Origin of the sequence: Sphingomonas astragali, from assembly GCF_051400615.1 — a bacterium.
Classification (GTDB): Bacteria; Pseudomonadota; Alphaproteobacteria; order Sphingomonadales; family Sphingomonadaceae; genus Sphingomonas.
Window position 1 is genome coordinate 1098553 of the sequence record NZ_JBLFFH010000002.1, and the last position, 21808, is coordinate 1120360.

Annotated in this window: 16 protein-coding genes; 10 read left to right on the plus strand and 6 right to left on the minus strand. The window is 69.4% G+C overall.

Annotated elements, in window-relative coordinates; translation table 11 throughout:
* Positions 1–24 precede the first annotated feature (24 nt).
* Positions 25–708, minus strand: coding sequence for a histidine utilization transcriptional repressor HutC (gene hutC, locus ACMGER_RS13340; protein WP_436812621.1), 684 nt, complete (start codon positions 706–708; stop codon positions 25–27).
* Positions 705–2054, minus strand: coding sequence for a formimidoylglutamate deiminase (locus ACMGER_RS13345; protein WP_436812883.1), 1350 nt, complete (start codon positions 2052–2054; stop codon positions 705–707). The genes hutC and ACMGER_RS13345 overlap by 4 nt, the downstream gene beginning before the upstream one ends.
* A gap of 207 nt (positions 2055–2261) precedes the next feature.
* Here ACMGER_RS13345 and hutI point away from each other — a divergent pair, with 207 nt between their 5' ends.
* From hutI to ACMGER_RS13385, 8 genes are all read left to right on the plus strand, one after another.
* Positions 2262–3461, plus strand: a complete 1200-nt coding sequence (gene hutI / locus ACMGER_RS13350) for an imidazolonepropionase (RefSeq protein WP_436812622.1) — start codon at positions 2262–2264, stop codon at positions 3459–3461.
* Positions 3443–4975 (plus strand): histidine ammonia-lyase, encoded by a 1533-nt coding sequence (gene hutH / locus ACMGER_RS13355; protein ID WP_436812623.1) that lies wholly within the window; start codon positions 3443–3445, stop codon positions 4973–4975. Before hutI ends, hutH begins: the two co-directional genes overlap by 19 nt.
* Complete coding sequence (gene hutG / locus ACMGER_RS13360) at positions 4972–5793, plus strand: N-formylglutamate deformylase (protein ID WP_436812624.1); 822 nt, start codon at positions 4972–4974, stop codon at positions 5791–5793. The genes hutH and hutG overlap by 4 nt, the downstream gene beginning before the upstream one ends.
* Complete coding sequence (gene hutU, locus ACMGER_RS13365) at positions 5790–7457, plus strand: urocanate hydratase (RefSeq protein WP_436812625.1); 1668 nt, start codon at positions 5790–5792, stop codon at positions 7455–7457. The genes hutG and hutU overlap by 4 nt, the downstream gene beginning before the upstream one ends.
* Positions 7458–7524: 67 nt before the next feature.
* Positions 7525–9579: a TonB-dependent receptor gene (locus ACMGER_RS13370; RefSeq protein ID WP_436812626.1), complete on the plus strand. Its 2055-nt coding sequence runs from the start codon at positions 7525–7527 to the stop codon at positions 9577–9579.
* Between the two features lie 5 nt (positions 9580–9584).
* On the plus strand, positions 9585–10730 hold the full coding sequence (locus ACMGER_RS13375) for a PepSY-associated TM helix domain-containing protein (RefSeq protein WP_436812627.1): 1146 nt from the start codon (positions 9585–9587) through the stop codon (positions 10728–10730).
* Entirely contained in the window at positions 10727–10918 is a 192-nt protein-coding gene (locus ACMGER_RS13380; protein ID WP_436812628.1) for a hypothetical protein, read from the plus strand. Before ACMGER_RS13375 ends, ACMGER_RS13380 begins: the two co-directional genes overlap by 4 nt.
* 85 nt (positions 10919–11003) lie before the next feature.
* Positions 11004–11693: a protein-L-isoaspartate(D-aspartate) O-methyltransferase gene (locus tag ACMGER_RS13385; RefSeq protein WP_436812629.1), complete on the plus strand. Its 690-nt coding sequence runs from the start codon at positions 11004–11006 to the stop codon at positions 11691–11693.
* Positions 11694–11697: 4 nt separating this feature from the next.
* Here the strand turns inward: ACMGER_RS13385 and purT are convergent, their stop codons facing one another.
* Positions 11698–12876, minus strand: coding sequence for a formate-dependent phosphoribosylglycinamide formyltransferase (gene purT, locus ACMGER_RS13390; RefSeq protein ID WP_436812630.1), 1179 nt, complete (start codon positions 12874–12876; stop codon positions 11698–11700).
* An 83-nt stretch (positions 12877–12959) separates the two neighbouring features.
* Positions 12960–13577: a Crp/Fnr family transcriptional regulator gene (locus ACMGER_RS13395; protein WP_436812631.1), complete on the minus strand. Its 618-nt coding sequence runs from the start codon at positions 13575–13577 to the stop codon at positions 12960–12962.
* Between the two features lie 581 nt (positions 13578–14158).
* On the opposite strand from ACMGER_RS13395, the gene pncB reads away from it, so the two are divergent.
* Together pncB and treF are read left to right on the plus strand one after the other, a co-directional pair.
* A complete protein-coding gene (gene pncB, locus ACMGER_RS13400; protein ID WP_436812632.1) occupies positions 14159–15463 on the plus strand; it encodes a nicotinate phosphoribosyltransferase in 1305 nt (434 codons plus the stop codon).
* A gap of 114 nt (positions 15464–15577) precedes the next feature.
* Positions 15578–17155: an alpha,alpha-trehalase TreF gene (gene treF / locus ACMGER_RS13405; RefSeq protein WP_436812633.1), complete on the plus strand. Its 1578-nt coding sequence runs from the start codon at positions 15578–15580 to the stop codon at positions 17153–17155.
* 621 nt (positions 17156–17776) lie between these two features.
* On the opposite strand, the gene ACMGER_RS13410 is transcribed toward treF, so the two are convergent.
* Both ACMGER_RS13410 and ACMGER_RS13415 read right to left on the minus strand, forming a co-directional pair.
* Positions 17777–19195: a sulfatase family protein gene (locus tag ACMGER_RS13410; protein ID WP_436812634.1), complete on the minus strand. Its 1419-nt coding sequence runs from the start codon at positions 19193–19195 to the stop codon at positions 17777–17779.
* Positions 19196–19255: 60 nt separating this feature from the next.
* Positions 19256–21724 carry a TonB-dependent receptor gene (locus ACMGER_RS13415; protein WP_436812635.1) on the minus strand — a complete coding sequence of 823 codons (2469 nt, stop codon included), beginning with the start codon at positions 21722–21724 and terminating at the stop codon, positions 19256–19258.
* Positions 21725–21808 lie beyond the last annotated feature (84 nt).

Genomic DNA, 21808 nt, shown 5'->3' on the forward strand with positions numbered 1-21808 from the left:
CCTCTCCCTTATGGGAGAGGGGAGCTAAGGCCGGAGCTCCGCCACCAGATCGTACCGGCTCCCAGGAAACAGCTGCCGCACGTAAGTCACCGGCTCGCTCGCGCGCCAGGTCCAGCGTTCGAGCTGGAGGCAGGCGGCGTGGCTGCGGATGCCGAGCAGCTCGCTTTCCTGCGGCGAGGCCTCGACCGCCTGGATGCGATGGCGCGCCTCGGTCCAGGGCACATGCGTGAGCAGCCAGCTTCCCGGCGCGATCTCCGCGAAGGATTCGCGCTCGGCCTGCGGCACCGCCGACAGCGACAGCGTGCGCTGCTCCAGCGCGAGCGGGACGTCGCCGGAATGATGGACGCCGGCCAGATGCAGCGCCGGCCCCACGATCCCGCTTTCACCGCCGCGCGCCTCCTCGCCCCGCCGCCGCGTCCGCAGCTCCCAGCGGTGGACCTCGCCGCGCGCCCGGACGGTCTCAGCGAGATCGGGGATTTCGAGCACTGCCGATTCGATATGCGGCCGCGCCACGAACGATCCGGCCTTGCGCCGCCGCTCGATCAGCCCGGCGTGGGCGAGCCGCTGCAGCGCCTTGCTAACGGTCGCGCGCGAGCAGCCGTAGCGCGCGACCAGCTCGTGCTCGAACGGAATCCGCGTCCCCGGCGGCCAATCGCCCGAGTGGATGCGCGCCTCGATGTCGCGGCGGATGCGCGCGTCGAGCGTCACGCGAGCACCCGCCTCATCGTCTCGGCATGGCGCGCCGCCACCGCCGCCGCCGCGACATGGCGGCCGCCCGCCACGCACAGCCGCCCCCCGCGCCAGACGCGGTCGATCAGGCCGGCGCGCCCGGTGAAGACCCAGCGGTCGAGCAGCGTCGCCGCATCGGCCGCGGCGAAGCAGGGGTGCGCCAGGTCAAAGGTCACGATGTCGGCCGGCGCGCCGGCGACCAGCCCGCCCCGCACGCCCAGCGCCTGCGCCCCGCCGGCCAGCGCGTCGTGGAACAGCCGCGCGCCGACCGAAGGCGCGTCCTCGTCCGCGGTCAGCACCCGCCGCCGGTCGCGCAGCCGCTGCGAATATTCGAGCGCGCGCAGCTCGCCCGCCGCGTCGACGCAGATGTTCGAATCGGTGCCGATCGCGAACCGTCCGCCGTGCGCGAGATAGCGCGTCGCCGGGAAGATGCCGTCGCCGAGATTGGCCTCGGTGACCGGGCACAGGCCGGCGACGACCCCGCTGGCGGCGAGCCGGTCGCACTCGGCGTCGGCGAGGTGCGTCGCGTGGATCAGGCACCAGCGCGGGTCGACCGGCGCATGGTCGAGCAGCCACTCCACCGGCCGCGCGCCGCTCCACGCGAGGCAGGCCGCGACCTCGCGCTGCTGCTCGGCGGCGTGGATATGGATCGGCTCGCCTCCGGCCAGCGGCAGGATCGCGTCGAGCTCCGCCGGCGTCACCGCGCGCAGCGAATGCGGCGCGATGCCGAGATTGGCGTCGCCCCGGAGTTTGGCACGACTCGCCTCGACCAGCCGGGCGAAGCCGTCGACGTCGCTGACGAAGCGCCGCTGCTCCGCCACTGGCGGCGCCCCGCCGAAATCGGAATGGGCGTAGAAGACCGGCAGCAGCGTCAGGCCGATCCCCGCCGCCTCCGCCGCCGCGACGATCGCGCCCGCCATCTCGGCCGGGTCGGCGTAGTGCGCGCCCGACGGATCGTTGTGGAGATAGTGGAACTCGCCGACGCGCGTGTAGCCGGTTTCCAGCATCTCGACATAGGCCTGGGCGGTGATCGCGGCGACGTCGTCGGGCGTCAGCCGGTCGAGGAAGCGGTACATCACCTCGCGCCAGCTCCAGAAATCGTCCTCCGTCCGGCCGCGCGTCTCCGACAGACCGGCCATGCCGCGCTGGAAGCCATGGCTGTGGACGTTGCAGAGGCCGGGAATGGCGGCGCCGTGCCGCTCGGCATCGCCGGGTTCGGCGCCGGGCTCGACCGAAGCGATGCGGCCGTCGCCGGCGACGGTCACCAGCACGGAGCCTGCCCAACCTTCCGGGAGCCGCGCCAGTTCGAACCAGAGCCGCCGCATCACCGTCTCCATCTTAGCTCCTCCCCGGCGCGGGGAGGGGGACCATTCGCCGCCAGGCGAATGGTGGAGGGAGCCCTCGGCATCGGAATCCGTAGCGGCCTGCCCCCTCCACCACCGACCTTCAGTCGGCGGTCCCCCTCCCCGTGCCGGGGAGGATTTGCATCATTATGACTAGACATAATCACTTCCGCGAGCAAGGATCGGCTCATGGACCGGCTGTGGATCAATGCCCGCCTCGCCACCATGACAGGCGACGGGCTCGGCATCGTCGAGGACGGCGCGGTCGCCTGCAAGGCCGGCCGGATCGCCTATGCCGGCCCCCGCGCCGATGCGCCGGCGAGCGCCGCGAAGGTGATCGACTGCGGCGGCCGCTGGATCACGCCGGGGCTGATCGACTGCCACACGCATCTCGTCCATGCCGGCGACCGCGCGGGCGAATGGGGGATGCGGCTGGCGGGCGCGAGCTATGAGGAGATCGCGCGCGCCGGCGGCGGCATCCTGTCGACGATGCGCGCGACCCGGGCGGCGGACGAGGCGGCGCTGGTCGCCGCCGCTCTCCCCCGGCTCGACGCCTTGCTCGCCGAGGGCGTGACCACCGTCGAGATCAAGTCGGGCTACGGCCTGACCGTCGCGGACGAGCGCAAGATGCTCGCCGCCGCGCGGGCGCTGGCACGCGCGCGGCCGGTGCGGGTCGCGGCGACCTTCCTCGGCGCCCATGCCGTGCCGCCCGAATATGCCGGCCGGCCGGATGCCTATGTCGACCTCGTCTGCGACGAGATGATCCCGGCCGTCGCGGAGCTGGCGGATGCGGTCGACGCCTTTTGCGAGGGGATCGGCTTCACGCCGGAGCAGATCGCGCGCGTGTTCGATGCGGCGGAGCGCCACGGCCTGCCGGTCAAGCTCCATGCCGAGCAGCTCTCCAACCAGCGCGGCGCGGCGCTCGCCGCGCGGCACGGGGCGTTGTCGGCCGACCATCTCGAGCATCTCGACGCCGAGGGGATCGCCGCGATGGCGGCGGCGGGGACGGTCGCGGTGATGCTCCCCGGCGCCTTCTACTTCACCCGCGAGACGCGCCTGCCGCCGGTGTCGGCGCTGCGCACCGCCAATGTCCCCATCGCGCTCGCGACCGACTGCAACCCGGGGACGTCGCCTCTGACGTCTGTCCTCCTGGCGATGAATCTCGGCGCCACCTTGTTCCACCTGACCGTGGAGGAATGTCTACGCGGCGTCACCCGCAACGCCGCCCTCGCGCTGGGCCGGTTGGACGATCTCGGCACGATCGAGACCGGCAAGCACTGCGACCTCGCGATCTGGGACATCGACCGGCCCGAGGAGCTCGTCTACCGCATCGGGTTCAACCCGCTGCACACCCGCGTGTGGAACGGCCAATGCTCGATATCATCCTGACCCCCGGCGCGGTCCCCCTCGCCGACTGGCGTGCCGTCTACCGCGGCGCGGGCCTGCGCCTCTCCCCCGACTGCGCCCCCCGCGTCGCCGAGAGCGCGGCGGCGGTCGACCGCATCCTCGCCAAGGGCGCGCCGGTCTACGGCATCAACACCGGCTTCGGGAAGCTGGCCAGCGTCCGCATCGCCGACACCGACCTCGCCGTGCTCCAGCGCAACATCGTGCTGAGCCATGCCGCCGGGGTCGGCGAGCCCGCCCCCGCCCCGGTCGTCCGGCTGATGCTGGCGCTGAAGCTCGCCAGCCTCGCCCAGGGCGCCTCCGGCGTGCGGCCGGAGACGGTGGCGCTGCTCGAGGCGATGCTGGAGCGCGATCTGCTGCCGGTGGTCCCATGCCAGGGATCGGTCGGCGCGAGCGGCGATCTCGCCCCGCTGGCGCACATGGCCGCGGCGATGATCGGCGTCGGCGACATGCTGGTGGCCGGGGAACGCCGCCCGGCCGCCGAGGCGCTGCGCGACGTCGGCCTCGCGCCGCTGGAGCTCGGTCCCAAGGAAGGGCTGGCGCTGCTCAACGGCACGCAATTCTCGACCGCCTATGCCCTCGCCGGCCTGTTCGAGGCGGAGATGCTGTTCCAGGCCGCGCTCGTCACCGGCGCGCTCTCGACCGAGGCGGCCAAGGGCGCCGACACCCCCTTCGACCCGCGCATCCATGCGCTGCGCCGCCACGCCGGCCAGATCGCGGTCGCCGGGGCGCTGCGGTCGCTGATGGCCGGCTCGGCGATCCGCGCCTCGCATGTCGAGAACGACCCGCGCGTGCAGGACCCCTATTGCCTGCGCTGCCAGCCACAGGTGATGGGCGCCGCGCTCGACGTGCTGCGCCAGGCGGCGGCGACGCTTGCGATCGAGGCGAACGGCGTCTCCGACAATCCGCTGATCTTCCCGGACAGCGACGAGGCGCTGTCGGGCGGTAATTTCCACGCCGAGCCGGTCGCCTTCGCCGCCGACATGATCGCGCTGGCGATCTGCGAGATCGGATCGATCGCCGAGCGGCGCATCGCCATGCTGGTCGACCCCGCGCTGTCGGGCCTTCCCGCCTTCCTGACACCGCGGCCGGGGCTCAACTCGGGCTTCATGATCCCGCAGGTGACGGCGGCGGCGCTGGTCTCCGAGAACAAGCAGCGCGCCTATCCCGCCAGCGTCGATTCGATCCCGACCTCCGCCAACCAGGAGGATCACGTCTCGATGGCCGCGCACGGCGCGCGCCGGCTGCTGCCGATGGCGGCCAATGCGCAGGCGGTGATCGGGATCGAGCTGCTCGCGGCGGCACAGGCGTGCGACTTCCACCAGGGGCTCACGTCCTCGCCGGCGCTGGAAGCGGCGCGGGCGCTGGTGCGGCGCGAGGTGCCGCATCTGGAGGACGACCGCTACTTCCATCCCGAGATCGAGCACGCGACGGCGCTGGTGCGCAGCGGCGCCCTGGCCCGGGCGATAGGCCTGCCGCTGCCGGGGCTGGCGGCGTGACCGACTGGCTGGAGGTGACGCGCGGCGATGCGCCGCTGGTGATCGGCCTCCCGCATACCGGCACGGAGTTGCCGGAGGATCTGGCCGGCCGCTTCGTCTCGCCGTGGCTGGCGCGACGCGATGCGGACTGGTGGATCGACCGGCTCTACGACTTCGCCGCCGGTCTCGGCGCAACTGTCGTACGGACGCGCATCTCGCGCAGCATGATCGACGTCAACCGCGACCCGAGCGGCGCTTCGCTCTATCCCGGCCAAGCGACGACAGAACTCTGCCCCACGACCACCTTCGACGGCGAGCCGCTCTATGCCGGAGCGGTCCCCGACGCGGACGAGATCGCGCAGCGGCGCGCGACATGGTTCGATCCCTACCATGCGGTGCTGTCGGAAGAGATCGCCCGGCTTTGCGAGCGGCACCCGCATGTCGTGCTCTACGACGCCCACTCGATCCGCAGCCGCATCCCGCGGCTGTTCGAAGGCGAGCTGCCGCAGTTCAACATCGGCACCAACGGCGGCGTCACCTGCGACCCCGCCCTTGCCGACGCAGTGGAGACGATCTGCGCTGCGACTGGCCTCACCTATGTGCGCGACGGCAGGTTCCGCGGCGGCTGGACCACGCGCCACTATGGCCAACCCGATCACGGCGTCCATACGATCCAGATGGAGCTCGCCTGCCGCGGCTACATGACCGAGCCCGACCGGCCGGACGAAACGAACTGGCCGTCCCCCTACGACCCCGCCTTTGCCGCGCCGATACGCGCCACGCTCACCGACATCCTGAAGGCCTGCCTCGCCTTCGCCAGCCGCAGGAGCCGCCGATGACCCGCCTCGACAACAGCCGCATCATTCGCCCCGACACCGGCCCCGAGCGGTCGGCGAAGAGCTGGCTGACCGAAGCGCCGCTCAGGATGCTGATGAACAATCTCCACCCCGACGTCGCCGAGCGGCCGGAGGAGCTGGTCGTCTACGGCGGGATCGGCCGCGCCGCGCGCGACTGGGAGAGCTTCGACCGCATCGTCGAGGTGCTGCGGCGGCTGGAGGACGACGAAACGCTGCTCGTCCAGTCGGGCAAGCCGGTCGGCGTGTTCCGCACGCACGCGGACGCGCCGCGCGTGCTGATCGCCAACTCCAACCTGGTGCCGCACTGGGCGACCTGGGAGCATTTCCACGAGCTCGACCGCGCCGGCCTCGCCATGTACGGCCAGATGACGGCGGGCTCCTGGATCTACATCGGCACGCAAGGCATCGTGCAGGGCACCTACGAGACCTTCGTCGAGATGGCGCGCCAGCACTATGGCGGCGACCTCTCCGGCCGCTGGCTATTGACCGCCGGCCTCGGCGGCATGGGCGGGGCGCAGCCGCTGGCGGCGGTGATGGCGGGCGCTTCCTGCCTCGCGATCGAGTGCCAGCCGAGCCGCATCGAGATGCGCCTGCGCACCGGCTATCTCGACCACCGCGCCGACACGATCGACGAGGCGCTCGCGATCATCGGGGAGTCCTGCGTGGCGAAGCGCCCGACCTCGGTCGGCCTGCTCGGCAACGCCGCCGAGATCCTTCCCGAGCTGTACCGACGCGGCGTCAGGCCCGACCTGCTCACCGACCAGACCTCCGCGCACGACCCCGTCAACGGCTATCTCCCTGCCGGCTGGACGGTCGCCGAATGGACCGAGAAGCGCGAGCGCGAGCCGGACGCGGTGGCGAAGGCGGCCAAGGCGTCGATGGCGACCCACGTCCGCGCCATGCTCGACTTCCAGGCGGCGGGCGTGCCGACGGTCGACTATGGCAACAACATCCGTCAGGTCGCCAAGGACGAGGGCGTCGCCGACGCCTTCGCCTTCCCCGGCTTCGTGCCCGCCTATATCCGCCCGCTGTTCTGCCGCGGCGTCGGCCCGTTCCGCTGGGCGGCGCTGTCCGGCGATCCGGAGGACATCTACCGCACCGACGCCAAGGTGAAGGAACTGCTCCCCGACAACGCCCATCTCCACCGCTGGCTCGACATGGCGAAGGAGCGGATCAGGTTCCAGGGGCTGCCGGCGCGCATCTGCTGGGTCGGACTCGGCGATCGCCATCGGCTCGGCCTTGCCTTCAACGAGATGGTCGCCAGGGGCGAGCTCAAGGCGCCGGTGGTGATCGGCCGCGATCATCTCGATTCGGGCTCGGTCGCCAGCCCCAATCGCGAGACCGAGGCGATGCGCGACGGATCGGACGCGGTCAGCGACTGGCCGCTGCTCAACGCGCTGCTCAACACCGCGAGCGGCGCGACCTGGGTGTCGCTCCACCACGGCGGCGGGGTCGGCATGGGTTATTCGCAGCACGCCGGCATGGTGATCGTCGCCGACGGCACCGAAGCGGCCACCCGCCGGCTGGAGCGTGTGCTGTGGAACGACCCGGCCAGCGGCGTGATGCGTCATGCCGACGCCGGCTACGACGCTGCAATCGCCTGCGCGCGAGAGAAGGGGCTCGACCTGCCCTCGCTGCCTAACTGATCTTTTTTTGCGATTGCGTGTGCGAGTCACTCTCAATAAGAGCTCCTGACAATCAAGAAGGGGGCCGATGGTGATTCTGCGCGTGGCGATGCTGGCCGGGGCAAGTGTGTCTGTTCTCGCCGGATCGGCCCATGCGCAGCAGCTGGAGGACGCCGAGGACATTGTGGTGACTGGCGACCGCACCGATCGCACCTTGCGGCAGACCGCGTCGAGCGTCTCGATCGCGACCGGGGCGGATGTCGATCGTCTCGGCGGCGCCTACAGCACCGACGATGTGATCGGCCGCATTCCCAACGTCGTCACCGCACGGCCGTCGAGCACCGCGCCGGCGATCCGCGGCATCGACGGCACCGGGCCGGCGATCGGCGGCGATGCCTTCTTCGGCGGCACCCGTCCGCGGGTGAACTTCCAAGTCGACAACCGCACGCTGACCTTCAACGAGACGATCTATCTCGACGGTCTCTTGTGGGACATCCAGCAGATCGAGGTCTACCGCGGTCCCCAGTCGACGCTGCAAGGGCGCAACGCGATCGGCGGCGTGGTCGCGGTGAAGACGACCGATCCCGGCTTCACCTGGAGCGGCAAGGCCCGCGCGGTGGTCGGCGAGGACCGGGTGCGCCAGTATTCGGGCGCGATCGGCGGCCCGATCGTGCCGGACGTGCTCGCCTTCCGTGTCGCGGCGGACTGGCGGGCTGAACGGTCGTTCGTCGACTTCACACCCTTTACGGCGCGCCGCAAGGGGCTTTCGGAGGAACTCAAGGAGATCGACGATCCCGAGCGCAGCCGCTCGCTGATGCTGCGCGGCAAGCTCCTGTTCACGCCCTCGTCCGACGTGCGGGCGCTCGTCACCGTCTCGCATACCGACGCCTATGCACCCCAGGCGATGGACGTCACGCGGCCGTTCGGCGAGCATGGCACGGCCTTCCCGAAGATGCCCCGGTTCCGCACCCGTGCCGACGTGCTCGTCGCCGACACGGATTTCCGCATCACCGACGGCCTGTCCTTCGCCTTCCTCGGCACCGCGAGCGATTTCCGCGTGCAGCGCTTCTCCACGCTCGGCGACGGCAACGCGCTGATCGACGGCCGCGAGTATACCGCCGAGCCGCGGCTGCGCTTCGGCTCGGCCGAGGATCGCCTCTCCGGCTTCATCGCCGGCCTCGTCTATCGCGCGCACCAGGACGAGGAGATCGACCTGTTCAATGGCGTGTTCAAGGACCGCACCCACACCAATGCCGCGTTCGGCGAGCTGGTGTTCAGGGCGACGCCGAAGATCGATGTCACGCTCGGCGCCCGCTACGAATCCGAAGAGCGCGACCGGACCGGCGGCGCCGGCCCTTTCGTCATAGATTTCCACCGCACCTTCAAGGCGTTCCTGCCGCGCGCGACAGTGGCGGTGCACACGAGCGACAATGTCACGGTCGGCGCGACGGTCGGACGCGGCTACAACGCCGGCGGCGCGGGCTTCAGCTTCGAGCCGCCGTTCCCCAGCTACGTCTATGACAAGGAAACGGTGACCAATTACGAAGGCTTCGTTCGCAGCACGCTGGCCGGCGGGCGGCTGGACCTGCGCGCCAACGTCTTCTTCAACGACTATCGCGGGCTGCAGCTTCCGTTCGATCTCAATCCCGATCCGGCGATCTTCTCCTACGTCATCCGCAATGCGGGGCGGGCCACCACCTATGGCGCGGAAGTGGAATCGCGCTACCGGGCGCTCGACGGCCTGACGCTGTTCGCCAACGCCGGCGTCCTCAAGACCAAGGTCGACCGCTACGCCGATCCTGAAATCCAGGGGAACGATCTGCCGCGCGCACCGGCCTTCTCGCTCAACGCCGGGGTGCTGGCGCGGCCGGTCGCGCCGATCGAGCTGTCGTTCGACGTCCGCTACACCGACGCCTATTTCTCCGACGCGATCAACGACGCGCGCGGCAAGACCAGGCCCTATACCATCGCCAACGCGCAGATCGGCTGGCGGACCGGACCGACGCGGCTGTTCGTGGCCGCTTCCAACCTGTTCGACACCACCGACGTGGTGCGGCTGTCGCCGGGCGCGACCTATGCCCAGGATGTCGCGACCATCTCCCGCCCCCGCCGCGTGACCGCCGGCGTCGAGCTCGCCTTCTGACCGCCATGACCCGTGACGCCACCCGCCGCTGGTATCTGGTCCATAAGTGGACCAGCATCGTCTGCACCGCCTTCCTGCTGATGTTCTGCATCACGGGGCTGCCGCTGATCTTCCACCACGAGATCGACGAGCTGACCCGTGCGCCACAGCTCGCGGAGACGGCGGTCGGGAAACCCGTCGATCTCGACCAGGTCAGCCGGGACATGCTGGCCAAGCAGCCGCCCGGATGGAAGATGCTGTTTCTGAGCTGGGACGACGAGAAGCCGCTGATCTACGCGGTCGCCGCCCCGTCGCTGAACGCGACGCAGGATCAGGCGAAGATCCTCCTCTACGACGCGCGCGACGGCCGGACGGTCGACGCGCCGCCCGTCAACGAAGGCGTGATGGCCTTCCTGCTCGAGCTCCATTCGCAGCTGCTGCTCGGCATTCCGGGGCAGCTGTTCCTGGGGCTGATCGGCGTGATCTTCCTCGTCGCCGTGGTGTCCGGCGTGGTCGTCTACGCCCCCTTCATGCGCAAGCTCGCGTTCGGCACGGTACGCAAGGACCGCAGCCGCCGCCTCAAATGGCTCGATACGCACAACATGGTCGGCATCGTCACGCTCGGCTGGGTGAGCGTGGTCGGCCTCACCGGCTTCATCATCACCATGACCATGCCGATCACCGCGATCTGGCAGATGGACGAGCTCGCCGAGCTGGCGGCACCCTACAAGGATGCCGAGGTTCCGACCAGGCTCGCGTCGGTGAACGGCGCGGTGGCCACCGCGAAGGCTGCCGTTCCCGAAGGCAGGGTCAGCTTCATCGCCTGGCCTGGGACGCAGTTCAGCACCAAGCACCACTATATGGTCGCCTTCGCCGGCAACACGCCGCTGACCGAGCGGCTGATCAAGCCGGCGATGGTCGACGCCGAGACCGGCAGGCTCAGCGACGTGCGCGAGATGCCCTGGTACGTCCAGGCGCTGTTCCTGTCGGTGCCGCTCCACTTCGGCGACTATGGCGGGATGCCGCTCAAGATCATCTGGGCGCTGCTCGACATCGCCGCGATCATCGTGCTGGTGACCGGCCTCTATCTCTGGCTCGGCCGGCGGCGGGTGCCGATCGACAAGCGGATCAACGAGCTGACCAGCGGCGGACTGGTGGAGCCGGCGGAATGAAGGCGGACCGCAGCCGGAGCGGCTGGAAGATCTTCCGCTGGCCGCTGCTGATCGCGGCGGTGAGCCTGGTCGGCCTCGTCTCCGCACTGGTCGGCGACGGCTGGTACGACCTTCTGTCCTGGCTGACGCTCGGATCGACGCTGGCAGTGATGACGATCGCGTGGCGGGGGAGCGTCCGTTCGCGCTGATGGAATCCGATCTGAACCGACCTGCTGCCGGAACGTTGATCCGCACGGGCTGATACCGACCGCACGGAGCGACTGAGGCGCCCGGATGGAAGCGCTCGAAAAACAGCGCAGCGAAATGGTCCGCCGCCAGATTGCGGCGCGCGGGGTTACCGACGAGCATGTGCTCGATGCGATGCTCATGGTGCCGCGCGAGATATTCGTACCGGCGGGAATGGCCGAGTTCGCCTATGACGACGCCGCCCTGCCGATCGAGGCCGGCCAGACCATCTCGCAACCCTATATCGTCGCCCTGATGATCGAAGCGGCGCGGATCGGCCCCGAGGATCGCGTGCTCGAGATCGGCGTCGGCTCCGGTTATGCGACGGCGGTGGCGAGCCGTATCGCACGGCGCGTCCATGCCATCGACCGGCATGGCGAGCTGACCGAACTGGCACGCGAGCGGATGGCGAAGCTCGGCTACGACAATGTCGTGATCCGTACCGCCGACGGCACCCGAGGCTGGCCCGAGAATGCGCCGTTCGACGCCGTCCTGGTCGCAGCCGGCGGCCCGGCGATCCCGCAGCCGCTCCGCGCACAATTGGCGCACGGCGGGCGGCTGGTGATGCCGGTAGGCACCACCGACGAACAGAGTCTGATCCGCCTCACCCGCCGTGGCGAGGACGATTATGAGAAGGAAGACCTCGGCCCTGTCCGCTTCGTGCCGCTGATCGGCACGCACGGCTGGCGGGGCGATGACGGTACCGACGCGCCGGTTGAGGTCGACGCCTGCGAATGATCGTTCAGGCGATCTCGCCGATCGGCCGGAGCCGTACCTTGGCGGCCGCCTCGGCGGCCACGCGGCGCGCCTCGTCGACGCCCTCGGCCAGCGCCAGCGCCACCCCCATCCGCCGGTACGGGCGCATCGTCGGCTTGCCGAAGATGCGCACGTCCACCTCGCCGCCGGGCACGGCCAGCGCCTCGGCCAGGCCCTCGACCGTGAAGTCGCTCGCGGCCTGCTCCGCCAGGATGACCGCCGAGGCCGAGGGGCCGCGCAGCCGCACTTCCGGGACCGGCAGCCCCAGCACGGCGCGCGCGTGCAGGTCGAATTCGCTGAGGTTCTGCGAGATCAGCGTCACCATTCCCGTGTCGTGCGGGCGCGGCGACAGCTCGGAGAAGATCACCTCGTCCCCCCGCACGAAGAACTCGACGCCGAAGATGCCGTAGCCGCCGAGATCGTCGACCACCTTGCGCGCCATCTCCTGCGCAGCGGCGAGCGCGGCGGCCGACATCGCCGCCGGCTGCCACGATTCCTGATAGTCGCCGCGCTCCTGGCGATGGCCGATCGGCGGGCAGAAGCTGACGCCTTCGCGGCTGCGGACGGTGAGCAGCGTGATCTCGTAATCGAAGTCGACGAATTCCTCGACGATCACCCGCCGCCGGTCGCCGCGCATGTTGGCGACGGCATAGTCCCAGGCGGCTGACAGATCCTCCTCGCGCCGCACGGTGGTCTGGCCCTTGCCGGACGAGGACATCACCGGCTTGATCACGCACGGGAAGCCGGTATGCGCGGCGCCCGCGCGCACCTCGTTCAGGCTCTCGGCATAGCGATAGCGCGAGGTGCTGAGGCCGAGCTCGGCCGCGGCGACCTCGCGGATGCGGTCGCGGTTCATGGTCATGACCGTAGCGCGCGCCGAGGGCACCACGTTCAGGCCGCGCGCCTCGGCCTCCGCCAGCACTTCGGTCCGGATCGCCTCCAGCTCGGGGACGATGAAATCGGGCCGGTGGCGGTCGATCGCAACGCGCAGCAGCTCGGGGTCGAGCATCGAGAAGACCTCGGACTCGTCCGCCACCTGCATCGCCGGGGCGCCGGCGTAGCTGTCGCACGCCACGACATGGCAGCCGAGCCGCTTGGCGGAGATGACGAATTCCTTGCCGAGCTCGCCCGAGCCCAACAGCATCAGCTTCGCCGTGAACGTCATCGCACGCTTTCCCCTGACGGATGAATCAGGGACATCGTTTGCGATCATCCGCGTGCGCTGTCGAGCGTTCGGTGTCGTCGGCGTCAGAAGATCGGCACGCGATGGCCCACCATCTCCGCAAGCGTGGTCGGCTGATGCAGCGTCGCCATGCCGTTGCCGATCGTCACCACGCCTTCGCGCCGGAGCGTCTGGAGCGTGCGGTTCACATGGACGCTGGTCAGCCCCATCGCATCGCCCATCAGTTCCTGGGTGAGCGGCAGCGGGAAGCTGCCGCCGCGGGCGACGCCGGCCAGCTCGAGCCGCTCGTACAGCTCCAGCAGGAAATCGGCGATCCGCTCATAAGCGGTGAGACGGCCCAATCGCGTGATCTGCGCGAGCATGTAATGATCGTCGAGCGTGCGGCTTAAGTCGTAGGCTGCCGACAGGCCGGAGTCGGGATCGAGTTCCTCCTGACGCGGAAGGTGACAGATCGCCACGTCGGTCAGAGCGACGATCGTGCTGAGCGCGACCGGCTGATGGCCGCGCCCGATCCCGATGAGGTCGCCGGGCAGCAGCAGGTTCAGGATCTGCCGCCGCCCGTTCGAGAGCGCACGCATCCGCGCGGCCCAGCCGGTCAGGATGAGCAGCGGGCGCGCGATGGGATCGCCTTCCCGCATAAGCTCCGACCGGGCCTTGACCCGGCGCTGCGTGCGTTCGGCCATGAAGGAAATCCGCGTCGATTCGGCGTCGTCGAGCGCAACCAGCGCCGCCAATCGCCGTAGGCCGGGACTGACATCCCTGCGCTGGGTCGGGCCGCGTTCAGCAGCCCGGCGGGGGAATGGGCTGGCGGTGGACGGCGGTGCCGAAGTCCGCCGATCCATCATCTCAATGCCCGCAGGATCGCCGCGCTCGCGATCCGAGCCATCGTTCAATATCACCCCGTCGGAGTTATGCTCGTGCAGAACCTCCACGCCCGACCTCCTCCGCCGAAGCGGGCCGTCCATGCCGTGCGGGACGTGGGCATGGGCCGAACGCGTCGGATACTGTGCTATCGGACAATGGTCTGCGTTCCGAACGCTTCTGACGGCGCGGACGCTTCCCTGTTGTCCATCCGTAAAGAACCCATTCGAAGCCCAAGGGTTTCGACAATTGGTAAATTGATCGTGACATGAACACCGGCCGTCCCAAGTCGGCGCGCCAATCTCCTCCCTTAGGATAGGGGTGATCCGGTTTACCGCGCGGATCAGGCTTGCGGCAGGCACCTGTGCGCAGGCACATGGTCGATGTTCTTGGGGAGGGGCACATGGCCGTCACCGACATCGCGACCCGCACCTACGACCACGGCTTCCGCCTCGACCCGATCGTCCGCAGCCTGCTCGACACCGATTTCTACAAGTTCCTGATGCTGCAGATGATCCGGCACCTTCATCCGGAGGTGCAGGCGACCTTCTCGCTCATCAACCGCACCAGGGCGGTGCGCCTCGCCGAGGTGATCGACGAACGCGAGCTGCGCGAGCAGCTCGACCACGCCCGCACCGTCCGCTTCACCAACAAGGAGCTGATCTGGCTCGCGGGCAACAGCTTCTACGGCCGCCAGCAGATGTTCGCACCCGACTTCATCGCCTGGCTGCGCGACTTCCGCCTGCCCGAGTACGAGCTGCGCGCGGTCGACGGCCAGTATGAGCTGACCTTCGACGGCCCCTGGACCCACACCACGATGTGGGAGATTCCGGCGCTCGCGATCGTCAACGAGCTCAGGTCGCGCGCGGCGATGCGCGGCAAGGGGCGGTTCGCGCTCGACGTGCTCTATGCCCGCGCCAAGGCGAAATTGTGGGAGAAGGTCGAGCGGCTGCGCCGGCTCCCGGACCTGATGCTCTCCGACTTCGGCACGCGGCGGCGCCACGGCTTCCTCTGGCAGCGCTGGTGCGTCGAGGCGCTGAAGGAAGGGCTCGGCGAGCGCTTCATCGGCACCTCCAACGTGCTGCTGGCGATGGACAACGACCTGGAGGCGATCGGCACCAATGCGCATGAGCTGCCGATGGTGCTCGCCGCGCTGGCCGAGGACGATGTCGGCGTCGCGGCGGCACCCTATCGCGTGCTGGAGGAATGGCAGGCGCATTATTTCGGCAACCTGCGCGTGGTGCTGCCCGACGCGTTCGGCACTGCGGCCTTCCTGCGCGATGCGCCGGACTGGGTGGCCGACTGGACCGGCTTCCGCCCCGACAGCCTGCCGCCGATCGAGGCGGGCGAGCAGATCATCGCCTGGTGGCAGGCGCGCGGCCGCGACCCGCGCGAGAAGCTGCTGATCTTCTCCGACGGGATGGACGTCGACACGATCGAGGAGACCTGGCGCCATTTCCACGGCCGCGTGCGGATGAGCTTCGGCTGGGGCACCAACCTCACCAACGATTTCCGCGGCTGCGATCCCGACGGCGCCGCGGGGCTGGAGCCGATCTCGCTGGTGGCGAAGGTGACGCGGGCGAACGGCCGGCCGGCGGTGAAGCTTTCCGACAATCCCGCCAAGGCGACGGGTGATCCGGACGAGATCCGGCGCTATCTGAGGATCTTCGGCGAGGAAGGCAGGACGGAAGTCGGCGTTCGGGTCTAGAGTCAGTGAACTCGTGCTCCTGCGAAGGCAGGAGCCCTGGATCACGGAGGCCTCGCTCGCGGCCAGGGCTCCTGCTTTCGCAGGAGCACACCGACAGACGAAGGGAGGACAGTCATGTTCAGGCAATGGTCGAAAGGCGCGGCGCTGGCCTGCGCGCTGTGGTTCGCCACCGCCACGCCAGCGCAGCAAGCCGCGCCGCAATCCCCGGCCCAGCTCTACGGCGACCTGTTCGCTGCGGTGCAGACCGAGCGAATCTTCCCCGACGGCAAGACCTTCGTCGACGCGGTGCCGAAGCGTGACCCCCAGGCGATCGTCGCCGCCTATGCCCAGGCGCGTCCGGCCGACAAGGACGCGCTGCGCCGTTTCGTGCTGGACAATTTCACCGTCCCCGGCGTCAACGACCACGGCCCGAGCGACGTGCGCGCGCACGTCCGCCGGCTCTGGCCGACGCTGGTGCGCCAGCCCGAGCCGGTGCCGCCGGGCAGCTCGGCGCTGCCGATGCCCGAGCCCTATGTCGTCCCGGGCGGCCGATTCCGCGAGATGTATTACTGGGACAGCTATTTCACGATGGTGGGCCTGGCCGTCGACGGACAGCAGCCGCTGGTCGAATCGATGCTCGCCGATTTCACCGACACGATCGAGCGCTACGGCCATATCCCCAACGGGATGCGCACCTATTACCTCAGCCGCTCGCAACCGCCCTTCTACGCACTGATGCTCGATCTCTCGAAGAGCGAGGACCCGACACTCGCCAAGCGGCGTCTGGCGGCACTCCGGCGTGAGCATGATTTCTGGATGAAGGGCGCGAGCTGCCTCGACAAGACGGGCGTCTGCGCGCGCGTGGTGCGGATGCCGGACGGATCGCTGCTCAACCGCTATTGGGACGACAAGGATACGCCGCGCGACGAATCCTATGCCGAGGACGTCGCCACCGCCCGCGCGAGCGGCCGTCCGGCGGGCGAGGTCTACCGCCACCTGCGCGCCGCCGCCGAGAGCGGCTGGGACTTCAGCGCACGCTGGCTTCCCGCCCCCAAGACGCTGGCGACGATCCGCACCACCGACATCGTACCGGTCGACCTCAACAGCCTGATGTTCGCGATGGAGGAGCGGATCGCCGAGCGCTGCCGCGCCCTCGCCGATACCGCGTGCGCCGGTGACTTCGCCGCCCAGGCCAGGCGGCGCAAGGCGACGATCGACCGCTATCTCTGGGACGCTCGCGAGGGCCGCTACGCCGACTGGGACCGGATCGCGCGCAAGCCGACCGCCGTCGTCTCCGCGGCAACGCTCTACCCGCTGTTCGTCGGCGCCGCCTCGCCCGGCCAGGCCTCGGCGGTGGCGCTGACCGTCAGCCGCGTGCTGCTCGCGCCGGGAGGTCTGCGCACCACGCCGGTCCGCACCGGCCAGCAATGGGACGCGCCCAACGGCTGGGCGCCGCTGCAATGGGTCGCGATCGCCGGGCTCGACCGCTACGGCCACAAGGACCTCGCGCGCGAGATCTCGAAGCGCTGGATGCACACCGTCGCCCTCACCTATGGCGAGACCGGCAAGATGCTCGAGAAATACGACGTCGAGGAGCATCGCGCCGGCGGCGGCGGCGAATATCCGACGCAGGACGGCTTCGGCTGGACCAACGGCGTCGCGAGCGCGATCCTGGAGCGTTATCCGGACCTGGCGACGGCTTCCGGAAACTAGGGTGTGTTGATGCTGAGCCATTCGAGGGCGGCCCTATGTCCTGCCGATGCTCGCCGAGCACGACACGCTCACCAGGCTTCAGGACAGGTGTCGGAAACCCGCAGAAATCCGTCGAAGGTCACGAAAGTCATAGGTAGATCGGCCCCTCCGGACGAGGCCTTCCGGTGCCGGCGTCTTCCGAAAATGTTGACTAAATTGACTCAGATCATGTGTTTGCGAGCCGATACGCTGGGAACGCTGCTCGAACGCGACCGGATTGCGGCGCGGACGCTGCGGCGGCGCGCCAGGGACGCTACAGCAACGCGACACAAGCGCTACAGCGACGCGACAGAAGGCGACAACGACGCGACACGGACGCGGCAGTGGCGCGACATCGATGAGATCGACGGGATCAAAGAGCGGACCGGCGCGTGCGCGGCTCGGACCGGCGAGCCAAGCAGGCCAAATCCTACATTGCAAGGGCGTTGCAGTGTCCGCAGCTTCGCCGGAACGCTGAATGTCAACACGAGCTAGAGCCTGTCCTGATGAAGCGGACTCGTGCTCCTGCGAAGGCAGGAGCCCTGGATCATGGATACGGCGCTTGCGGTCTGGGCTCCTGCCTTCGCAGGAGCACGAGTCCGCTCATCCACCGTGTTCCATGTGCGCATAGGGATCGGTCTGTCCGGCAAGCCAGGGATCGTGCGTCGCCGCGCGCATCGCCCGCAGCCGCTCGCGCAAGTCGCCGAGCACGCTCGCATAGGCCGGATCGGCGGCGACGTTGGTCAGTTCGTCAGGATCGCGCGCCAGATCGTAGAGCTCCTCCGCCGGCCGCTTGAGATAGGCCGCCTGCGTCCGCTTGCCGAGCCGGATCGACGGATCGGCGCTGATCGCCTTCCAGCTCGGCGATCCGGCGACGTCGCCCGCGATGGGGTAATCGAGCGGCGAGGCGAGGTTGAAGATGTAGCTGTGCGTGCGCGTGCGGATCGCGCGCATCGGATAATATTGGTTGATCTCGTGGAAGTCGTGGCTGGCGAACACGGCGTCGCGCCCCGCCCCTTGCCGCTCGCCGAGGAGCGGCAGCAGCGACTTGCCCGACAGCGGATATTTCGGCCCGGCGACGCCGGTGAACTCGAGCACGGTCGGCGCGATGTCGACCCAGCTCACCATCGCGTCGTTGACGCTGGCCCGCTGCCCCGGCGCGCGGATGATCAGCGGCAGGTGGAGACCCGGGTCGTAGAGATTGGTCTTGGCGCCCGGGAACGGCCGGCCGTTGTCGCTGAGGAAGATCACCAGCGTGTCCTTGGCGCGCCCGCTCGCTTCCAGCTCGTCGAGGATCATGCCGACACCCGCGTCGAGGCGGCTCAGCGATTCATAATATTCGGCTAGGTCCTGCCGCACCGCGGGAATGTCCGGCAGGTGCGACGGGATCGGCACGCGCCTCGGATCGTAGCGCGCCGGCTTCACCCTGGGCCAGCGGCGGTCGTTGCCGTAATCGGTCGCGGCGCGATGCGGATCGCTGTAGCCTATGGTCACGAAGAACGGCCGGTCGTTGGTCGAGCGGATGAAGCTCCCCGCCGCCACCGCCAGCTCGCGCACGTCGCGGATGCCCGATCGCTCCGGCACCAGCTCGGCCTCATAGGGAAAGGCGCTGTCGGGCCCGACATGCTTCTTGCCGACCAGCGCCACCGCATGGCCCGCGCGCCGCAGCAGCGACGGCAGCGTCTCGATCCCGTCGAGCAGCGACTGGTGGTGCACGTCGTGCTGCAGCCCGTACATGCCGTTCTGGTGCGTGTAGAGGCCGGTGTTGATCACCGCCCGGCTCGGGCTGCATGAGGAGACCGCGGCATAGCCCCGCGCGAAGCGCGTCCCCTCCCGCGCCAGCCGGTCGATGCGGGGCGTGCGGATCGGCACGCCGTAGCAGCCGAGGTCGAGCCCCTGGTCGTCGGAGATGAGCAGCAGCACGTTGCGCTGCCGCCCCGCCGGCGCCGCCTTCAGCGCCGGCGCCAGCGCGGTCCCGGCGGCCAGGGTGGCGGTGCGGCGGAGCAGCGTGCGGCGGTCCATGGCGCCTCGCGGGTTACGCGAAAAGGAAACGGGCGCCGGAACCCGGCGCCCGCTCCACGATCAGAACTTCACCGCGGCGCTGAACCGGAACGACCGGCCCAGGATCGGCCGCGCCAGGATCGGCCCGACTCCTTGTGTGCCGATCTCGCGCGGATTGCCCTCGGTCAGGCCGATCTCGTCGGTCAGGTTGTTGCCGGTGACCTGGAGCCGCACCCGATCGCTGATGTCGACCGACACGCCGGCATCGAGCTGATAGAAGTGCGGCAGCAGCTGCTGGTTCTCCGGATCGGAGAAGCGGTCGCCGGTATATTGCAGCGTCGCGAAGAGCGACGGCTTGAAGCCCGCGATGTCGACCTCATAGGCCGGCGTCACGCGCCACGCCCAGCGCGGCTGGCGCTGCACGCGGTTGCCGGTGTTGTCGATCGTGCCGCCGCCCGTGAAGAAATCCTCATAGGTGCCGTCGAGGTAGGTCGCCGCGCCCGACAGGGTGAAGCCCCGGAACGGCCGGAGCGCACCCTCCAATTCGACGCCGGTCGCCTTGGCGCCGCCGATCTGGCTGAGCGGCACGTTGTCGACGAGCTGGGTGGTCGCGAGCCCGTCGAACTTGTTGTGGAACACCGTGGCGTAGAGGTTGATCCAAGGCATCGAGACCTTGATCCCGCCCTCGTAGGTCTCGACCTCGGCGGTGACGGCGAGGCCGCTGCGGGCGGCGATGTCCGCATCCGACGCATCGCGCAGATTGTCGAACTGCGGGAAGCTGTTGCCGCGGCTGTAGCGTGCGAACACGCCGATCTGACTCGTGATGTCGTAATTGGCGCCGACGGTCCACGACCAGGCCGAGTCCGAATAATTGATCTGACGCGGGCCGCCGAACACGGAGACGGCATTGTCGTAGAGCGTGTCGGGATTGCCATCCAGGTCGACCGTCCCGCCCGGCGTGCGGACCGTCCCGTCGATCTTGTGCCGCTGCCAGCGCACGCCGCCGTCGACGCGCAGCTCCGGCGTGATCTGGAACTCGTCGACCGCGTAGAAGGCATAGTCGCTGCCGTCATACTGGCCGTCGACGATGAAGCCCTGCCCGCTGGTGAAGCCGTTGAACGTCGCGGCCTGCAGCGTGCCGGCTGCGTTGGTCAGCGTCATGTCGAGCAGCCGCGCATTGGGTTCGCCGGCCAGCAGCACCTGGTTGCCGAGCGTCCAGCGGTCGCGCGAGCTGTAGTTGGCGTAGTAGAAGCCGCCCGTCAGCTTGTTCTTGCCGGCGGTCCACTCGAAGCCGGTGTCGGCAACGAAGGACGAGATTTTCTTGCGCACCTCCCAGACGCCGGCGCGCATCACCGGCGTGGTCGCCGCGAGCGTGCCGCCGCCATTGACGTAGCTGAGGCTCGAGAGCGTCGCGCCCTCGCCGCCCAGCAGCTCCGCCATGTCGGAAGCGGCGATCGGCGCCTCGGTCGGCACCAGCCCGACGGTGTCGGCATGACCGCCGAGATAGCTGGCGCGCTCGCGGAAGCGGAAGCCGTCGGCGATCTCGTAATCGAAGTTGACGCCGGTGTTGATCACCTTGGCGCCGCGCCCGTCGGCGAGGTCGACGGTGCGCCCGGCCAGGTTGGTGGTCACCCGCGTCTCGCGCCCCGGCAGCGCGCCGGTGCCGGCGTCGAAGCCCGGATAGGCATGGATGTCGCCGTCCTGGTCCTGGACGATCGGGATCGGCAGCAGCCATTGGCCGCGGTCGTTGAGGTAGCGCGCATAGACCTCGACCGAGCCGCGGTTGCCGAAGTCGTGGTGGATGTTGCCGGTGATCTGCCCGCCCTTCTCGGCACGGAACTGCGGATCGCGGATGCCGTTGCCCTGGGCGTAGAAGCCGCCGATCATGAAGCCGGTGTCTTCGTCGAGCGGGCCCGAGATCCAGGCATCGCCGCGGATCTCGTCGTAATCGGTGTAGGAAATCTTGCCGAGCCCGTGAAAGTCACTGCCGCCGGTCCGCTGGACGACGTTGACGGTAAGGCCCGGCTGGCCGTTCGAGAACAGCGATCCGGTGCCGCCGCGCACCGCCTCGACCCGCTCCACCGTCTCGTCGAGCCGGACGAGCTGCGAGTTCTCGAGGAACGACAGCGTCGGCGGCGGGAAGATCGGCACGCCCTCCACCTGGAAGGTGACGAACTGCGCGTCTCCGCCCGATGGATAGCCGCGCACGAAGATGTTGGCGCCGTTCTGGCCGCCCGAGCTCTCCGCCATCACGCCGGGGATGGTGCGCAGCAGGTCGGCGGTGCTGTTGGGCGCAGCCTGCGCGATCGCATCGGCGCTGAGCGTGGTGACGGCGAAGGCCGCATCCTGCCGCCGCGTGCCGCCGCCGGCGGTGCCGACGACGACGATGTCCTCGCCGAGGTCCTCGGGCGCAGTGGCGGCCGGCTCGCCCTGCTGCGGCTGCGTGGCGGTCGCCGCATCCTGCGCCTGGGCGGGCGCGGCCATCGCGAACAACGACAGCGGCGCGACGCTCCCGGCGAGCAGCGCAACGAATTGGATCTTCCTGGTCATATGGGTCTCCTCCCTGCGATGTCCGACGCTCTGTGACGCCGTTACGCCCCTAATTAGTTTCGCCCTGCCACCTTTCAACGGCGA